14 protein-coding genes and 1 pseudogene are annotated in these 16,590 nt (G+C 60.0%); 9 read left to right on the top strand and 6 right to left on the bottom strand.

Going from position 1 to position 16,590, the window contains the following annotated elements:
* Positions 1 to 99 precede the first annotated feature (99 nt).
* The 4 genes and pseudogenes from ASG52_RS15285 to ASG52_RS15270 all read right to left on the bottom strand — a co-directional run.
* Positions 100 to 1,284, bottom strand: a pseudogene (locus ASG52_RS15285) (helix-hairpin-helix domain-containing protein); the annotation flags it as partial.
* 231 nt (positions 1,285 to 1,515) lie between these two features.
* On the bottom strand, positions 1,516 to 1,998 hold the full coding sequence (locus tag ASG52_RS15280) for a hypothetical protein (protein ID WP_056244802.1): 483 nt from the start codon (positions 1,996 to 1,998) through the stop codon (positions 1,516 to 1,518).
* The gene (locus ASG52_RS15275) at positions 1,995 to 2,228 is read right to left on the bottom strand and encodes a hypothetical protein (RefSeq protein WP_056244800.1); all 234 of its coding nucleotides are present in this window, start codon (positions 2,226 to 2,228) and stop codon (positions 1,995 to 1,997) included. Before ASG52_RS15275 ends, ASG52_RS15280 begins: the two co-directional genes overlap by 4 nt.
* Entirely contained in the window at positions 2,228 to 3,436 is a 1,209-nt protein-coding gene (locus ASG52_RS15270; RefSeq protein WP_056244798.1) for a hypothetical protein, read from the bottom strand. Before ASG52_RS15270 ends, ASG52_RS15275 begins: the two co-directional genes overlap by 1 nt.
* A 278-nt stretch (positions 3,437 to 3,714) precedes the next feature.
* Between ASG52_RS15270 and hsdR the strand changes: the two genes are divergently transcribed.
* From hsdR to ASG52_RS15250, 4 genes are read left to right on the top strand one after another with little or no spacing between them, the layout of a single operon-like run.
* A complete protein-coding gene (hsdR, locus tag ASG52_RS15265; protein WP_056244795.1) occupies positions 3,715 to 7,116 on the top strand; it encodes a type I restriction-modification system endonuclease in 3,402 nt (1,133 codons plus the stop codon).
* Complete coding sequence (locus ASG52_RS15260) at positions 7,116 to 8,600, top strand: class I SAM-dependent DNA methyltransferase (RefSeq protein WP_056244792.1); 1,485 nt, start codon at positions 7,116 to 7,118, stop codon at positions 8,598 to 8,600. The genes hsdR and ASG52_RS15260 overlap by 1 nt, the downstream gene beginning before the upstream one ends.
* A complete protein-coding gene (locus tag ASG52_RS26450; protein WP_082552585.1) occupies positions 8,597 to 9,934 on the top strand; it encodes a restriction endonuclease subunit S in 1,338 nt (445 codons plus the stop codon). The genes ASG52_RS15260 and ASG52_RS26450 overlap by 4 nt, the downstream gene beginning before the upstream one ends.
* Positions 9,934 to 10,857 carry a restriction endonuclease gene (locus tag ASG52_RS15250; protein ID WP_056244787.1) on the top strand — a complete coding sequence of 308 codons (924 nt, stop codon included), beginning with the start codon at positions 9,934 to 9,936 and terminating at the stop codon, positions 10,855 to 10,857. The genes ASG52_RS26450 and ASG52_RS15250 overlap by 1 nt, the downstream gene beginning before the upstream one ends.
* A 231-nt stretch (positions 10,858 to 11,088) precedes the next feature.
* Here the strand turns inward: ASG52_RS15250 and ASG52_RS15245 are convergent, their stop codons facing one another.
* On the bottom strand, positions 11,089 to 11,283 hold the full coding sequence (locus ASG52_RS15245; protein WP_056244786.1) for a hypothetical protein: 195 nt from the start codon (positions 11,281 to 11,283) through the stop codon (positions 11,089 to 11,091).
* Between the two features lie 246 nt (positions 11,284 to 11,529).
* Entirely contained in the window at positions 11,530 to 12,345 is an 816-nt protein-coding gene (locus tag ASG52_RS27265; protein ID WP_156383983.1) for a hypothetical protein, read from the bottom strand.
* A 62-nt stretch (positions 12,346 to 12,407) separates the two neighbouring features.
* Here ASG52_RS27265 and ASG52_RS15240 point away from each other — a divergent pair, with 62 nt between their 5' ends.
* From ASG52_RS15240 to ASG52_RS28060, 5 genes are all read left to right on the top strand, one after another.
* The gene (locus ASG52_RS15240) at positions 12,408 to 13,319 is read left to right on the top strand and encodes a hypothetical protein (RefSeq protein WP_056244783.1); all 912 of its coding nucleotides are present in this window, start codon (positions 12,408 to 12,410) and stop codon (positions 13,317 to 13,319) included.
* A gap of 66 nt (positions 13,320 to 13,385) precedes the next feature.
* A complete protein-coding gene (locus ASG52_RS27260) occupies positions 13,386 to 14,729 on the top strand; it encodes a hypothetical protein (protein ID WP_156383982.1) in 1,344 nt (447 codons plus the stop codon).
* A 407-nt stretch (positions 14,730 to 15,136) separates the two neighbouring features.
* Positions 15,137 to 15,556: a hypothetical protein gene (locus ASG52_RS15235; RefSeq protein ID WP_056244781.1), complete on the top strand. Its 420-nt coding sequence runs from the start codon at positions 15,137 to 15,139 to the stop codon at positions 15,554 to 15,556.
* Positions 15,553 to 16,215 carry a recombinase family protein gene (locus tag ASG52_RS15230; protein WP_056244778.1) on the top strand — a complete coding sequence of 221 codons (663 nt, stop codon included), beginning with the start codon at positions 15,553 to 15,555 and terminating at the stop codon, positions 16,213 to 16,215. Before ASG52_RS15235 ends, ASG52_RS15230 begins: the two co-directional genes overlap by 4 nt.
* Positions 16,216 to 16,342: 127 nt before the next feature.
* The coding region (locus ASG52_RS28060; protein ID WP_210170413.1) for a hypothetical protein at positions 16,343 to 16,590 on the top strand (248 nt) is incomplete at its 3' end.

Genomic DNA, 16,590 nt, shown 5'->3' with positions numbered 1-16,590 from the left:
TATGACGGCAATTCAGCCGCCAATAATAGTGATATATCATAATGCCGCATTATTTTACGCAAATGATTTACAACCGCCGCGCCGTCAAGGTCAGGATGTCATCCGCTTCGCGGCCCGGCCAGTCGGCGCCGCCAGCAGCACCCGCACGCCCTTGGCGGTGAGGATGCGCAGGTACGAGTCGAGCGTGCTGGTTTTGCCCACGCCGGGGCCACCGGTCATCACCGCGAGCTTCGCGCCGAGGAGCAGGTGGATCGCCTCTGCCTGGGACGGCGAGAGCGTCTTGCCGGTCTTCTGCTCGACCCATGGCCGTGCCTTGTCGAGGTCGATAGCGGGCCAGGGCGGTGGACCTGAGGCGCGATCGAGAAGAGCCTCGGCAATGGACCGCTCCGATCCGTGCAAGCCTCTGAGGAAGATACAGGCTTCCCCACCAACCGTGTCGGCGACCACATCCTCTCCGCGCGACAACTCCTCGGCCATAGCTGCTCTGATGAGCGCAGGCTCGACCTCTAAGAGCTTCTGCGCGAGCGCGGCCAACCGCTCGACTGGAAGACCGCAGTGCCCCTCATCCATCGCAGTCTGAAGGGCGAAGGAAACCCCCGCGCGTAGCCGCTGTGGTGCCTCCTTCGTCAGCCCAAGCCTCATCGCAATAGCATCGGCCGTGCGGAAACCGATGCCCCGGATGTCGCGCGCCAGCCGGTAGGGGTCCTCGGTCATCACCTTGATGGCTTCGTAGCCGTAGGTCTTGAAGATGCGCACGGCTCGCGCCGTTCCGACGCCGTGCGCGTGCAGGAACAGCATGATCTCGCGGACCGCCTTCTGTTCGGCCCAGCCTGCCACGATGCGCTCAGCCCGCTTCGGCCCGATGCCCTCGACTTCTTTCAATCGGTCTGGCTCGGCCTCGATGATGTCGAAGGTCGCCTCACCGAACAGGGCCACGATGCGTTTCGCCATGGCTGGACCGATGCCGCGCATGTAGCCGGAGGCGAGGTACTTCTCGATACCGTCCACGCCGGTTGGCGGCGTGACCTTGAGCGTGTCAGCCTTGAACTGGAGGCCGTGCTGACGGTCGGTGAACCAGATGCCTGTAGCCGTGATCCATTCGCCTGCGCCGATGGCAGGCGCATGCCCGATCACCGGCACGAGATCGCGCTTACCGCGCGCGTGGACCTTCAGGACGCAAAAGCCGCTCTCGGAGTTGTGGAAGGTTACGCGCTCAACCGTCCCGGCCAGCGTCTCAATGGGCATCCCGCGATCGACCTGCTGCGACCGCACCCTCTGGTTCATGGCACCGGCCCGGCTCCTACGACACGATCCATATAGCGGTTTGCCGCGTCGATGAGAGAGCAGGCGGTGAACTGCCGCTCGGCTGCTTGCGCGGAGAACGTCGTGTCAGCGCCGACCCATCAGCTTCCAGCCCAGATTGAATCCGGCCCGCGAACGCGGCCGTCCGCAGCAGCAGCCACACTACGGGTCGGCGGCAGACCTAGATAATGGCAACCAGCACCAGGGCCTCAATCATCGGCGATGCTCCGCGATCCGGTCAAACGTGGCGCTGGCTGCCGCAAATCGCGTTGTCGCCTGAGCTTTCTTCTCAATCGGCCAGCGATCCGGATGGTGGTGTTGGAGCAGCGCACGCCGAGCGGCACTAACGACCACCTGGTGCGCGGTGACGGTTAAGCCAACCAATGCGTAGAGCGCGTCCTGCTCATCATTCTCGATTTCCGCGAGCCGCCGTTCGAGGTCTGCAATTCGAATTAGGGAATGGTTGAGGTCTTCGCGGAGAGCGTCGGCCAGCGCGTGCGCCTCGTGAAGGTGGCGGCGTAGGCTTTCGTTCTCGCGGGCCAAGCCGTGGCGATCAGGTTCAATGCCGAGGATGCCATCTAGCTGGCTTAGGTTGCGCCGCATGAGGCTGGCGAGCCGCACCATGTCCGGCCGAACGGCGGCAAGCTGCGAAGGGCTGTACCGGCCGAGATCAAGTTCGTCGATTTCGATGATCATGGGCGAAAGAGCAGCCCCGACAGGACGTCGCCTCGCGCAATGATGCGACCGAACGCGTCTCGTGTCAGACCCTCGCGTGCGCTGTAGCGGCCGACGATAACACCCTGAGCGTTGCGGGCGATGACGAGGCCGGTCAGCCCATGGCGCTCGATCCTACCGACGATCACCCCGCTACGATCACGCAGCACCTCCTCGGCAGGAGAGGTGTCGTAGATGGCTGGCACATCCATCAGGCAACCTCATTCAAGGCGTTTTCAAGCTCAGCAACCGCGTCGGCGTCAGCCTGCCCCAGATCGTGGAAGCACCCATCCAGGGTATTGCCCCAACGATAAACGCCGAGAAGTTCGCTCAGGTCGCTCCGGTACGGTCCCGTCAGCGACGGGCCGACAACCAGGGCTCCCAAGTCCTGGAAGCGCCTCAGAACCCCGCGCTGCACGTCCGCCCGTGGATGCTTGTTTTTGGCGAGCTTGATGTCCGACACCGCCCACCGCCCATCCGTTATGGGCGTCAAAGAGACTGCAAGGGCGTGGTCCGTCCCATCCGCAGCGCGATGCACCACATCGTAGATGGCGAGCATTCCAAGTGCACACTCGGCGACCTTGTCGCCTGCGCAGTTGCCCATCCGTTTTCCGAACGCCCGCAGGTCATCTGCCGTAGCGAGCGGTCGCAGGCCCTCGGCGCCCATGAACGGCGCGGAGAGGCGATCTGCCCGCTCCAGCGCCTTGTGAGCGAAGGTGTCGATGCAGCGGGAGCCGCCGAGCGATCTGCGCAACGTGAGGGTGATCTCCTCATCCGTCATGGTCGAGGAGCACGAGCGGATAAGGCCGAGGAGCGCGTTCGCCGCCGTGATCTGCTTCGGCGCGACTGTAGCCTTGAGGACGTCGGGGTGGAGGAGGAGAGGGTCGAGACCTTGGGCGGCGCGAATCGTGCCCGACTTCAACGCCCCGCAGTACCTCAGCGCGGCGGCTTTGCGACTGTGGCGCTCATTCGTGAAAATGCGGAAAAGGACGGTGTAGATGTCCGGCTCCTTGAAGGGATCGAGCCCCGGCCCGTTCGATCCGAACTCCTCGATCCGGGCGAGGGCGCGCAGGAAGCCAGTGGGGACCTCGGAGGGAGCCACGCCGAACGTTGCGGCGACGATGTCTTTGGTACGGCGCCTGCTCAACGCGGCGCCCACCCCCTTCGCGCCTCTCTCGGTGATGTTGAGGCGCTCCAGAAATGCTGCAGTTTCATCGGGGGGCAGACAGGCAGCCGTAACGAATGCGGCCTGCCGTCGAAGTGGCCCAGCCACCGTCAGGTCGGCGATGAGGCCGCGCGCGCCCTCACGGTCGAGCCAAGAGAGATACGTCAGCGGCCAGCCGGTAATCGGATATGGGGTCTGTTCCCGCTCCCTCAGAAGCTGATGCTCCCGATCCTGCGGCTCGTTGCGTGTGGGCATCAGGCAACCGCTCCGCAACAAGCAGTCGATATCAATCCATCATCGTAATGAGCCAAGCGCAATCCTTCCGCAATCACTGAAGGAGCAGGGTCTCATGCTTCGCAAAACGCGCAAGCAAAACCGCTACGGCGTGCTGATGCGGATGATTGCTGAGGTTAATGCCGCATGCGGCGGCTGGGTCACAGCACGCCTCCGATCGCACGCGGAGGTCGCGTTCTGATTGTCGCCCACGATCACATTGACTACGGTCGCGATAACGAGGCCGAAGGCGCCGGGGTATGGGGACAACCAACGCGAACTTCGGCTTCTTGGAGGACTATGGCGTTACGTTCGTGGCGCTTCCGGCGCTCGCCGAGAGTTACTTCCGCACCGACCCCTCCACGGCGCTGTTCAAGCTGCGCCAGTTCGCTGAACTGCTGACCAAGGAGGTTGCAGCCCGTCAGGGGGTCTACAATCCTGATCGCCGCGACACGTTCGAGGCGCTACTCTCGCGCCTGTCATACGAGCGCATCCTGCCGCGCGAAACGGCCGATTTGTTCCACGTGCTGCGCAAGCTCGGCAACGACGCCGCGCACGAGGCCAGGGGCACGCACGCCGATGCGCTGTCGGCCCTGAAGGTCGCCCGGCAGATCGCGATCTGGTTCCACCGCACCTACGGTAACCGCCCGGACTTCAGGCCCGGCTCCTTTGTGCCGCCTGCGCCGCCGGTCGATGCCACGGCCCTCTTGCGTGACGAGATCGCGGCGCTACGCCTACGCCTCGCCGAAACCGAAGGTGCGGTCGAAGCTGCCAAGAGTTTGGCCGAGCAGGAAGCGCGCGACCGCGAAAACTTGAAGGAGCGCCTGTCCCGAGAGGCGGAGGAGCGCGTGCTTTGGGAAACTCTCGCGCAGGAGAGCGAGGCGGCGAAGGCTGAGATGGCCGCGAGGCTCGCCGCGCTCCAGGCCGAAGCGGTGCAGGCGCCCAAGGCCGAGACCCTCAAGCTGATCACGCGTGCCGAGGAGGCCGCCAAGCACATCGACCTCGACGAGGCTGACACCCGTGCCCTGATCGACCGGCAACTACAGGACAATGGCTGGGAGGCGGACACCCGCTCGCTGCGCTTCAGCGAGGGTGCGCGACCGGCCAAGGGTCGCAACCTCGCCATCGCCGAGTGGCCGACTAAAAGCGGCCCTGCCGACTATGCCCTGTTCGTCGGCACCACCCTAGTCGGCGTCGTCGAGGCAAAGCGCAAGCGCAAGAACGTCTCCTCGGCAATCGATCAGGCCGAGCGCTACGCGCGCGGCATTGTGTCGGTTGAGGGCGGCGCTCTCGCCGAGGGCGCGCCGTGGTTGGGCGGGCAACACGCTTACGCCGTGCCCTTCGTCTTTGCCGCGAACGGCCGCGTCTACCTCAAGCAGATCGAAACTGAGAGCGGAGTGTGGTTCCGCGACGTGCGAAATTCGACGAACCTGCGCCGCGCGCTCGTGGACTGGCCGACACCGGAAGGGCTTCTCGGCAGGCTGGCGATCGATGCGGGCGCAGCCGCCCAAGCGCTGAAGACCTTGCCGATGGAATTCGGCTTCTCGCTATGGGGTCACCAGCGTGAAGCTATCACGGCGATCGAGCAGAATCTGGAGGCTGGCCGCCGCGCCATGCTCGTCGCCATGGCAACCGGCACCGGCAAGACGAAGACCGCGATAGCGCTGCTCTACCGCCTGCTCTCGGCCAAGCGCTTCAGACGCGTCTGCTTCGTCGTTGACCGCTCCGCGCTCGGTACGCAGACCGAGGGCGAGTTCTCGACGACCAAGGTGATCTCGGGCCGGACCTTCGCCGACATCTTCGGCCTGAAAGGGCTCAAGGATATCACGCCCGACGCCGACACAAAGCTGCACGTCTGCACGATCCAGGGACTGGTCAAGCGCGTCCTGATGGCGCCCGCCCCGGAGCAGGCGCCGGGAATCGACCAGTACGATCTCCTCGTGGTGGACGAATGCCACCGAGGCTATCTTCTTGACCGCGAACTCTCTGACGCCGAGTTAAGCTTCCGCGACCAAGACGACTACATTTCGAAGTACCGGCGCGTGCTCGACCACTTCGATGCCGTGAAGATCGGCCTCACCGCCACGCCCGCGCTACACACCACCGATATCTTCGGCGAGCCGATCTACACCTACTCGTATCGTGAGGCCGTGATCGACGGCGTCCTGACCGACCACGAGCCGCCGATCCGGATCGAGACCGCGCTCGCGCGCTCCGGCATCGTCTTCGGCAAGTCCGACCAGTTGGAGATGCTCAACACGCTGACCGGCGAGATCGATCTCGCCCACGCGCCCGACGCGCTGAACTTCGAGGTCGAGCGGTTCAACAAAGCGGTTGTCACGCAGGAGTTCAACCGGGTCGTGACAGAGGAACTCGCCCGTCACATCGACCCGGCCTTTCCCGGCAAGACCTTAATCTTCGCCGCGACCGACGCCCACGCCGACATCGTCGTCGATCAGGTAAAGAAGGCATTTGCGGCCGAGTACGGCGGCATCGACGACGCGGCGGTGAAGAAGATCACCGGCAGCGTGGACAAGGTCGGCGATCTGATCCGCTCGTTCCGCAACGACGCCAACCCCAAGATCGCGGTGACCGTCGATCTGCTCACCACCGGCATCGACGTGCCCTCGATCGTCAACCTCGTCTTCCTGCGACGCGTAAATAGCCGCATCCTCTACGAGCAGATGATCGGCCGTGCGACGCGTCTCTGCCGCGACATCGGCAAGGATGTGTTCCGCATCTTCGACGCGGTGGACCTCTACCCGCACCTCCAGAAGCTCACCGCAATGAAGCCGGTTGTGGTCAACCCGACCATCCGCTTCGAGCAACTTGTCAACGAACTCGCCGACGCCGAAAGCGAAGCGCAGCGCGAGACCGCACGGGCGCAGTTGCTGGTCAAGCTGAGGTGGCATCTCAGACGCCTGCCGGGCGAAGCGCGCTCGCGCTTCGAGGCGGTGGCAATGGAGACGCCTGAGGCCGCACTTGGCCGTCTGCATTCGGCGCCGGGCGAAGAACTTGTCACTTGGGCGCAAGCGCATCGGGCCATCGGGCCGATCCTCGACTGGCGCTCGGACGACGGCACGCCGCGTCTCATCCCAATCTCGCACCACGCCGACGAAGTCGTCGCCGTCACGCGCGGCTACGGCGCGGCCGAAAAGCCCCAGGACTTTCTCGACGGGTTCAAAAACTTCGTAAACGAGAATGTGAACACGATCGCGGCGCTCAAGATCGTCGTACAGCGCCCGCGCGACCTCACCCGCGCCCAGCTACGCGAGCTTCGCCTCGAACTTGACAAGCGCGGCTTCTCGGAAGCCAACCTGAAGCGAGCCTGGAGCGACGCGAGAAACGAGGAGATCGCCGCTTCGATCATCGGTTTCGTTCGACAGGCAGCGCTTGGCGACCCACTCGTGCCCTACACCGAGCGGGTGGCGGCGGCGATGCGCAGGATCATGGGGCGGCAGACCTGGACCGACCCGCAGAAGCAATGGCTAAAGCGCATCGGCGATCAGGTCGCCAAGGAACTGGTCGTCGATCGAGAGGCGCTCGACCACGAGCCCTTCGCGAAGGACGGCGGCTTCAACCGTTTCAACAAGGTCTTCAACGGCCGGGTCGAGGCGCTGCTCGCGGATGTCAACGAGGAACTCTGGAAGCAGGCGGGCTGATGGAAACGGCAACACCCACCACGCGCGACATCGTCGCCAAGCTCTGGTCGCTCTGCCACGTCCTGCGCGACGACGGCGTGAGCTACAACGAGTACGTTACCGAATTGACCTACCTGCTCTTCCTCAAGATGCTGACCGAGACCGGCCGTGAGGAACGCCTTCCGGCGGGCTACCGCTGGAACACGCTCGTGAATCGCGCGGGCACTGAGCAACTCGACCACTACCGGCGCATGCTGCTCGACCTCGGCAACCCGAAGGTCGTTGCCGACCACCTCGTGCTGGCGATCTTCACGGACGCGCAGTCCAAGCTCAAGAAGCCGACTAACTTGAAGACTCTGACGACATACATCGACAAGCTCGACTGGTTCTCGGCGCGTGAGGAGGGCCTCGGTAACCTCTATGAGGGCCTCTTAGAGAAGAACGCGGCAGAGAAGAAGTCGGGCGCCGGGCAATACTTTACGCCGCGCCCGCTCATCGACTGCATCGTGCGCCTGATGAAGCCAAAACCCGGCGAGGTCATCCAGGACCCGGCGGCTGGCACGGCGGGCTTCTTGGTCGCGGCTGATCAATTCATCAAGCAGGCCACCGACGATCATTACAAACTCACCGAGGCGCAGGCGTTCTTCCAGCGTAACGGCGCCTACGGCGGTGCCGAACTCGTCACCGACACGCACCGGCTTTGCCTGATGAACCTGATGCTGCACGGGATCGAGGGCGGCGTTGGGCACGTGGATACGCTTTCGCCGGACGGTGAGGCGCTCGGCAAGGCCGACCTGATCCTAACGAACCCGCCGTTCGGCACGAAGAAGGGCGGTGGTCGGCCGACGCGCATCGATTTCTCGGTCACGGCCGAGACCTCGAACAAGCAGTTGGCGTTTGTCGAGCACATCGTGCGAGCCTTGAAGCCCGGCGGCCGGGCGGCGGTAGTCGTGCCCGACAACGTCCTGTTCGAGGATAATACCGGCCGTCGCCTGCGCACATGGCTGATGGACTTGTGCGACTTGCACACGATCCTGCGACTTCCGACCGGCATCTTCTACGCGCAGGGCGTCAAGACGAACGTGCTGTTCTTCCAGCGGGGTCAGACGGACAAGGGCAACACGAAGGTCGTGTGGGTCTACGACCTGCGCGCCGACATGCCCGCCTTTGGCAAAACACGTCCGCTCGCCGTGGCGGACTTCGCAGCTTTCGAAGCGAGCTACGGCGATGACCCGAACGGCGGTGCGGAGCGCAATGACCTCGGGGAGGCGGGTCGCTTCCGACGCTTTACGCGCGAACAAGTCGCAGCGCGCAACGACAATCTCGACATCGCTTGGCTCCGCGACACAGAGGCCGACGCGGAGGAGGGACTAACAGCGCCTGAGGACATCGCGGCCGCCATTATCGGGCACCTGCGGGCGGCTCTGACCGACATCGAGGCGTTGTCAGATGATTTTGAGGAAGATCAAACGCCAGTTGTAGTCATGCCGGAGGCGGCGGAATGACCGAGGTCCCTAGTGGCTGGGTGCTTACCGAGATCGGCAAGGTCGCTCGCATTGAGACAGGCAGAACCCCCAGCAGGCAAGATGCAAAATTTTCTGGCTACATGATTCCCTTCTTCAAACCGGGCGATCTGGATAAGGAAGTATGCATCTCTTCGGCAGAAGAGTATGTTAGTGAGATTGAGGCACAGACAGGCCGTATTCTTCCGCCGAACACATTGCTGATTTCATGCATCGGCAATCTTGGAAAAGTGGCGCTTACTTCTGTTGATTCGATATGCAATCAGCAGATCAATGCAATTCTCCCGACTCCGATTTTTGAGACAAAATTCCTTTTTTACTGGAGCCTCACAATAAAAGATTGGATGGAAGCCAACTCATCTGCCACCACCATCCGTATAATCAATAAGGGGCGCTTTTCAGTGGCCCCGATCTTAGTACCGCCACTGGTCGAACAAAGCCGCATCGTTGCCAAGATCAACAGCCTTTCGGCGAAGTCGAAGCGCGCGCGCGACCATCTCGATCATGTGCCGAAGTTGATTAGTCAGTATAAACGCGCTGTTCTTGCCAAGTTTTTCGGCATGCAATGGAATGGCGAAAAATTCGTTCACACTTTCCCTGTGCGGGAACTTTCCTCCATCGCCGACATTCAGAGCGGGATCGCGCTCGGTAAAAAGCGTTCGATTGGTCAAAAGTTGGTTTCGCGTCCCTATCTCCGCGTCGCGAATGTCCAGCGCGGGTGGATCGCAGTAGATGATATAAAATATACTGACGTAACTCTGGAAGAAGCGCATCGCTTGATGCTTCTTCCGGGTGATATTTTGATGAATGAGGGTGGGGATAGAGACAAACTCGGACGTGGCTGGGTATGGTCTGGAGAAGTTTCGAATTGCATTCATCAAAACCATGTATTCCGCGTTCGCTTGAACGAGAAAAAATTCCCTTCGCGCTTCATATCCTACTTTGCTAACGAGTTTGGGCGATTTCATTTCTTCGCTGAAGGCAAGCAGACGACAAATCTCGCTTCCATAAGCAAATCAAACCTTTCTACGTTGTTAGTGCCCCTCCCGACTGTCGAAGAGGCTGTGTGCATCATGGCTCGCATAGAGACTACTTTTTCGATGATTGATCGGCTTGCCGCTGAGGCGGCCAGCGCCCGAAAGCTTATTGACCACCTTGATCAGGCCGTCCTCTCGAAGGCGTTCCGGGGCGAGCTTGTTCCGCAGGACCCAAACGACGAACCGGCGAGCGTACTGCTGGAGCGGATCGAAATCGGAAGGGCAGGAACGACATCACAGAGTCGAAGGCGCGGTCGTCCGAAGGCGGTTCCGGCCTGATGACGATCCCTGATTTCCAAACACTCATGCTCCCTGTCTTACAGCAGGCCGCAGTGGGCGAGGTGCGCATCGGCGACGTTGTCGAGCGCCTCGCCGATGAGTTCAACCTGACGGCAGAGGATCGTTCGCACCTGCTGCCGTCCGGCCGTCAGACGACATTCGCCAACCGAGTGCATTGGGCCAAGAGCTACCTGGGCAAGGCAGGGCTCGTCGAACTCACGCGTCGCGCTCACTTTCGCATTACGGATCGCGGGCGGGACATTCTGAAAAGGCCGCCCGAGCGGATCGACATCAGGTTCCTGTCGCGCTTCCCAGAGTTCCAGACCTTTCGGGCGGCGCAAGCCGATCAGGCCGGAGAGGCGGAGGTTTCGATCATAGCGGCAGACGCCGCCGGAAGCCTAGCTCCGGACGAGGTGATGCGCGCCTCCGGTCGTCAGCTTGACGCTGCGCTCGCCAGCGATCTGCTCCAGCGCGTCGTAGCTGGCACGCCCGCTTTCTTCGAGAGCCTCGTCGTGCGCTTGTTGATCACGATGGGATACGGCGGCTCCGTCACCGATCTCGGCCGAGCGCTCGTCGGCCGGTCGGGCGACGGCGGCGTGGACGGCGTAATCGACCAGGACCCGCTCGGGCTCGACCGCATCTACGTGCAAGCCAAGCGTTACGCGAACGACAACAGCGTAGGCGCCTCAGCCATCCGCGACTTTTTCGGCAGCCTCGACCGCTTCAAAGCAACGAAGGGCCTGTTCGTCACGACGTCCTCGTTCACCTCATCCGCGCGCGAAACGGCTGACCTGCTGAGCAAGCGCATCGTGCTGATCGATGGGGAGCAACTCGCCCGCCTGATGATCCGCCATGGCGTCGGATGCCGTGTGGAGGAGACGTTGACCATCAAGACGCTCGACGAGGAGTTCTTCGACGGCTGACCCATTTTGCGATTCCGCGATCAGTTTTCACGACATTCTCTTGAACTCGCCTTGTGAAACCCGACGAAAAGCGGGTAAGGCAACGTTCAATAACGGGTTCCGGTCAGCCACCACACGCCCGGAGCGATCAAAAATACTTGCGGGATCGACAAGCTGTGCTCTCATCGAAAGATGCTTGTCTTCCAGCCACCGAATCCCAAGACAGCCATGCATGAATCGGCCATATCGACGTCATTGATCGACCGGGCAGCGATCTTCTCGAACATCCTCAAGCGCCAAGCCCTCCGCCGTGAAGCCCAACTGCCGCTCCTCGACATCCGCGCCGAGTACGAGCACGCCGTCGAGCAGGCTCTCTGGCGAGCGCACGTCGAGGAGCATGGTGAGGCCATTCGCGCCGAGGTTCTTGCTGAGCTTCGCGCGAAGCATGGACCTCGGTTCGGTGGCAGCGTTGGAGGTTTGTGGGCGATCCGGCTACTGACAGGGCGACGGTTGGCGGATATGTTCACGGCTAAGACTTGAACCCGCTGTTGATCGGTTCCGGTTGAGACGCCTCCGTCCGTGAGGCGTCGCGGGGTCGCCCCCCCCGCGCCTTGACACCTCAGTCTTGCACCGACGCATCCGTGATCTGCACCAGCTTCTTCGCGCGCATCGACGGGAGGAGCCGGTAACAGTTTACTCAGGTCTTGTGGTCTTTTTACGGACTTGTTTCGGCCTCGTGAGAGGTATTTTAGTGTCACCAACGTCCAATTCAGTTCGATCTTCAGCCTCCTCGACGCGTTTAGCCTCCTCACTCGCACCGTTTGTGCTCGCACGATGCTCAGCAACTATCTCGTTGATGATTTCGTGTACATAATACCATTCGATATCATCTTTTTCAAAGAAGTAATCTGACTCAGGTATGACGACTTGCGTGATGAAATACTTGCATTCCCTATCCCATCTTCTTGTATCAAATTTTCCATAATCATCAAGCTTTACAAGCTTAACCCATTTGAGACTCAACGTTGGTGCGTGAGGTTCGATAATATTTCTGAGGCTTGTAGCCATTTTTTCCCTCTCGCAATCTTCATAAGCAATCTTGAGCGCATGCTTAATGCCCATATCGGGTTTTGTTGTTTTCATAATTTCGATGGCGGCGGCAATATGATCGGACAATATGATGTCGTTGGGGACTTGACTCAAAATCGCACATTCTCGATTGCTATCTATGACGCTTGAAGCGCGCTCTACAGCGACGAAGTGAGCCAACCGTCTGCAAATATCAACACGGCAGTAAAACCTAAATTCTTCTACAATTTGCTTTATATCTTGCTCGGTTGGATTTATTAATTCTTGCTCTGCCTTTATTATTGCCGTTTCTTTCTCCTGGTGCCCCTCAACAATTTGATACTCGATTTGGGGTGCTGCCGTATTTCTCTCCTCATTTTTTCCTTCCATTAAGCTTTCGCGAAACACGTTTTTGAATCTAGTCCATGTCCAGTGCGTCATGTCGAGCCTCCCGACGTGCATTGAGCACAAATAATTGTTGCGACCCACTCAAGAAGCATTTTGTGCACAGGAGCATCGCGGCCGAGATCGACGAGGCGCTGAGCAACGGTGATGGCGATCTCGCCCACAGCTTCCTCGACCTCGCCGATGAGCAAGGCGTCAAAGTCGATGCCGAACGACGTTCGCGAATCGGAACTCTCACTACAGCACCTGAGGTCGATGCCGGAAGGAGCCTCCTGGACGGAGTGGCGAGAGGGACCTCCAGCACATGGACGAGCATGGCGAGTTCAATTACATCCGACATCGTCGGCATCAGCGACTTACGCGATCTTTGGCAGGAAGGCGGCAGGCTTATCCAGGGCGAGCCCTACGACAAGGTCATCCTCGGCCTCTCGACGGATGGCCTCGCGCTAACTGGCCTGACGGTCATGTCTCTTTTGCCAAGTGGCGGCGGCAGCATCGCTCCCAAGGCCCCTGTCACGCGGGCATTGAGCCTGCTCAAGGCCGCTCGCCGAGCGGGCGTGCTGTCGCGTGAGTTGATCGAGAAGTTCGGCGGGATGGCGGTCGTGGCCATGGACAAGGCGGCTCTGAAGGAAGCGGTGGTGGCCGCTCGCGCCTTCAACCTAGCAGCAGCCCAGCAGGCTGCTTCGAGGGCCGTTGGTCCAGGCGCCATCCGCATAATCTCGACGATGGGAGATGATGTGGTCGCGCTTCAATCTCGGATCGGCCAGCGAGGTGCTGCTCAAGCGCTCAGCGTTGTACGCGACGCGGGTGAGCTTGGCCGAGTTCGCCGTTTAGCTGAGGCAATGGGTGGTAGAACACAAGCGGCGCTCAAGATATTGGGATCGGCTGCTCTGGTCCTCGGCGACGTGGTGGGTTTGCTGTTGCAGGCGGTCGGGCTGGCCGTAGGTTGGATGTTGATGGCCGCACTGACAGCGCAACGAATCGGGATGGTAATCGGGCGCTCGATTTAGGCCCGGATTTCAACTAAAAAAACAGAACAACATTCGACGACATTAACGCTTTGAAGCGAGGTCATTATGTCAGAAACCGAAACAAAAAAAATTTATTCTAGTATTAGAGAGTCTCTAGCAACGAAAAGATATTTTCCAAACATATCCATTCTTGGCGAATTTTCTCCCGAGTCGCAAACGCTACATATCAAGGAAATATCAGCAGGCGATCTTCGAGACCTTTTCGCCGCCGAGGCTACCGTCGAATTTTGTCGTAGATCAGCAATACTGTTTCATGAATTCACCCATTGGGCTGACATGGTAGGCACATTGCGGGGACGTTCTTATCTAAGGAAAATCTATGAATGTCACAAATTGCTGGGTGATAAGAGGCAGCCGACTGACGAGCGCAAGTTTTTTAAGTTTATTGATTTACATGATGAGTCGAGAAGGCTGATGATGCCTAAGTATTATCGCGTCCTGGAAAGCGCATCCGAGAGGCATAGAGCAGCAGACAAATGGATCGCGGAATTGAGCGCAGGTCGTGAATTCGACTCGCTCGGCAAACTTGATGATAGTAAACCAATTCTTTTTGTAAGATTTCGCGATAAGGAGACGCACGAGTTGCTGGTTCGCCAGCCAGTTGTTGCAGGCGCACTGTGGGAGGTTAATGCTGTTTGGTCGGAGATGATGACAAATCAAGAAAATGTGGCCCAGTTGCCTGATGGAACGGCTATAGTTGAGGAATATCGATTGAAAAGGGATTTTGAACAAAGTTATTTTAACAAAGATTTGACAATATACAGCGCACCAGCCCACTTACTGTCATATTTTGCCGAAATTGAATGTATTTACGATACCTATCGCCTGTCGGCAATCATTGCTCATTGCATACTTAACCTGTCCACCGAGCAATATAAGAAACTACGGCTACCATCTGTCATGAGTCCGTGGAGGGAATTGTTTCGAGGATTTATTAGAACTGAAAATCCGGCATTTGCGTATGCAGTTGTGTGCGCCAATGCATCAGTGTGGAAGGCTGGCAGCAATGAGTATGACTGGCTTGATTCCGCACTAGCGAAGAGTGGTTTGCCTAATTCTGCGCAAATATTTGATAATGCACTTGCGATAATGCAAGCGGCCGGACCGATTCAGCACTCCGATCGCTACGACACAATGATGTCCTATATTTTAAGCCTTGGGCCACAGTTATTGAATGCGCGCCGATCAGAGCCTCATCCAGCCATAACGCCTAGCATAGTTACAAAATATAGCCTTGTGACTCCTGGAGTATTTGATGAAGACGGGGACATATTCAATCTAGGCGACAACCAATTCGATTATGAAAAATTCGACCCAATGTTTATGTGGGAGGCAGACAATAAATTGTTTACGTGGACCCAGAACTTTCTCGGCGCATGCCGGACCTAGCGCCACCAAAGTTTCGAGCGAGGTAGCTGTGGGAGGTGTGGGCGGTGTCTTTCAACGCAGCTTCCTTAGGACCTACGTTCGCTGCTCAGGGCGCGGGGTGCTCGATCTCCGCTTGAAGTGCGACCTGGGCGCAGCACGACGGAGTACCGGTTCGTTGACCTGCCACCCGAGCCTCCCACAGCGCCCACGCCTCCCTCGGCTCCCCTCCTGCTCCCGCAGCCCAGGGAGACCCGCCATTAGCTGGGGCTCTGGGGCGAGGCCATGTCAGTCGCCTCTGTCCCAAAATCCTGGTCGTTTTCGGCGCCGGTTTTCCTTCGGTGGCGGCCCGGTTTTTTGGTGGTCCAGAACCATCTGGTTCCGGGACAGGAAAAGCTTGACGGACTCGCGATCCGTGGCAGCCTCGAAGGATGCGGATCAACGTCGAACTCCAACATGCTCTGGCGCTGTCTCGGGACCGCTACGCTGGCGACAGCGACGTGCTGACCGAGAGCCGGTCGGCTGGGGAGGACACGGCGTCGGTCGAGTGGTGGGAGTTGGATGGCGGCGGCAAAGGCGATCGAGGATGGCGAGGGCGGCGTGACGGCGCTGCCTTGGCGGCCTACCGTGATCTCGCACAACACGCGGTCGAGCCGGTCGCAGAGAACGAGTTCCCGGTGGAGTTCGCCTTCCGAGATGGCTGGGGGCGACCGGACAAGGACATCATCAAGCAGGGCCTGCGTCGCGGTTACCTTGCCCCCGTGCTTCAAGATGGTCGCCTCACGCGGTTCCGGATCACGGTAGAGGGCGCGACGCTTCTGAACGCTCTTGGCCTGGACGCCCGTGCATGACGCGCGTTGCGATCTACGCCAGGACCTCCACCGACAAGAACCAGACGACCGAGAACCAGCTTCGGCAGTTGACTGAGGTCGGCCTGCGGCTGGGCTGGACGGTCGTGGCCGTCCACACAGACGAGGGCGTCAGCGGTACGAAGGGCCGAGACCGGCGACCGGGCTTCGACGCTCTGCTGCGTGGGGTCGCGCGTCGGGAGTTCGACCTCATCGCAGTCTGGTCGATCTGTCGCCTCGGACGATCGCTCCAGGACCTCGTCGGCTTCCTGGCTGAGGTGCAGGCACGCGGCGTCGGCCTCTATTGCCATACGCAGGCGCTCGACTCGACGACTCCGTCCGGCCGGGCGCTCTTTGGCATGATCGCCGTCTTCTCCGAGTTCGAGAGAGCAATGATCCGCGACAGGGTCCTGGCAGGCTTGGAGCGGACCAGGGCCAAGGGTACTCGCCTCGGCCGCCCGCCGATGGAAGCGGGACAGGTCGAGGCGATCCGCGCGCTGCTGATCGCGGGCACCGGCATCCGGGAGACGGCTCGCCGAACCGGCGCCGGAGCCTCGACCGTCCAGCGCATGCATGCCGCGATGGAAGCTGAGCGAGGCCAGAAGAGCAACCGCCTAGAGAGGCCGGGGCGTGCCCCGGCCTTCGGCATCAGCCCCGCGTAATCTGAGCGCGAATCTGGTCCAGGAGCAGAGCAGAGGCACTCTTGTGCTGCTGGTCGGTCGTAGCCCCTGGGAGCGGAAGAGGTTTTGAAGGCGGAGGGATAAGGCCGTCCCGCCTAAGCGTCCACTCGTGCTGGTCCATGTAGGTCGAGTTGAAGAAGTTCCAGTCGTCCTTCCGGGCAAAGACGATTACAATCTTATGATTGTGCCACTCCAAGTGCCACTTGTTCCGGCAGTTGCGCGTCGCAACATTTGCGTGCTTGGACAGAGACGTGATGAGCATCCTGACCTTGACGGCGCGGCGGTTGTAAATCATTTGCGTAAAATAATGCGGCATTATGATATATCACTATTATTGGCGGCTGAATTGCCGTCATA

Origin of the sequence: Methylobacterium sp. Leaf456, from assembly GCF_001425465.1 — a bacterium.
Taxonomy (GTDB): Bacteria; Pseudomonadota; Alphaproteobacteria; order Rhizobiales; family Beijerinckiaceae; genus Methylobacterium.
The sequence above is the reverse complement of the archived record's forward strand: the minus strand, read 5'-3'. Positions and strand labels throughout refer to the sequence as shown.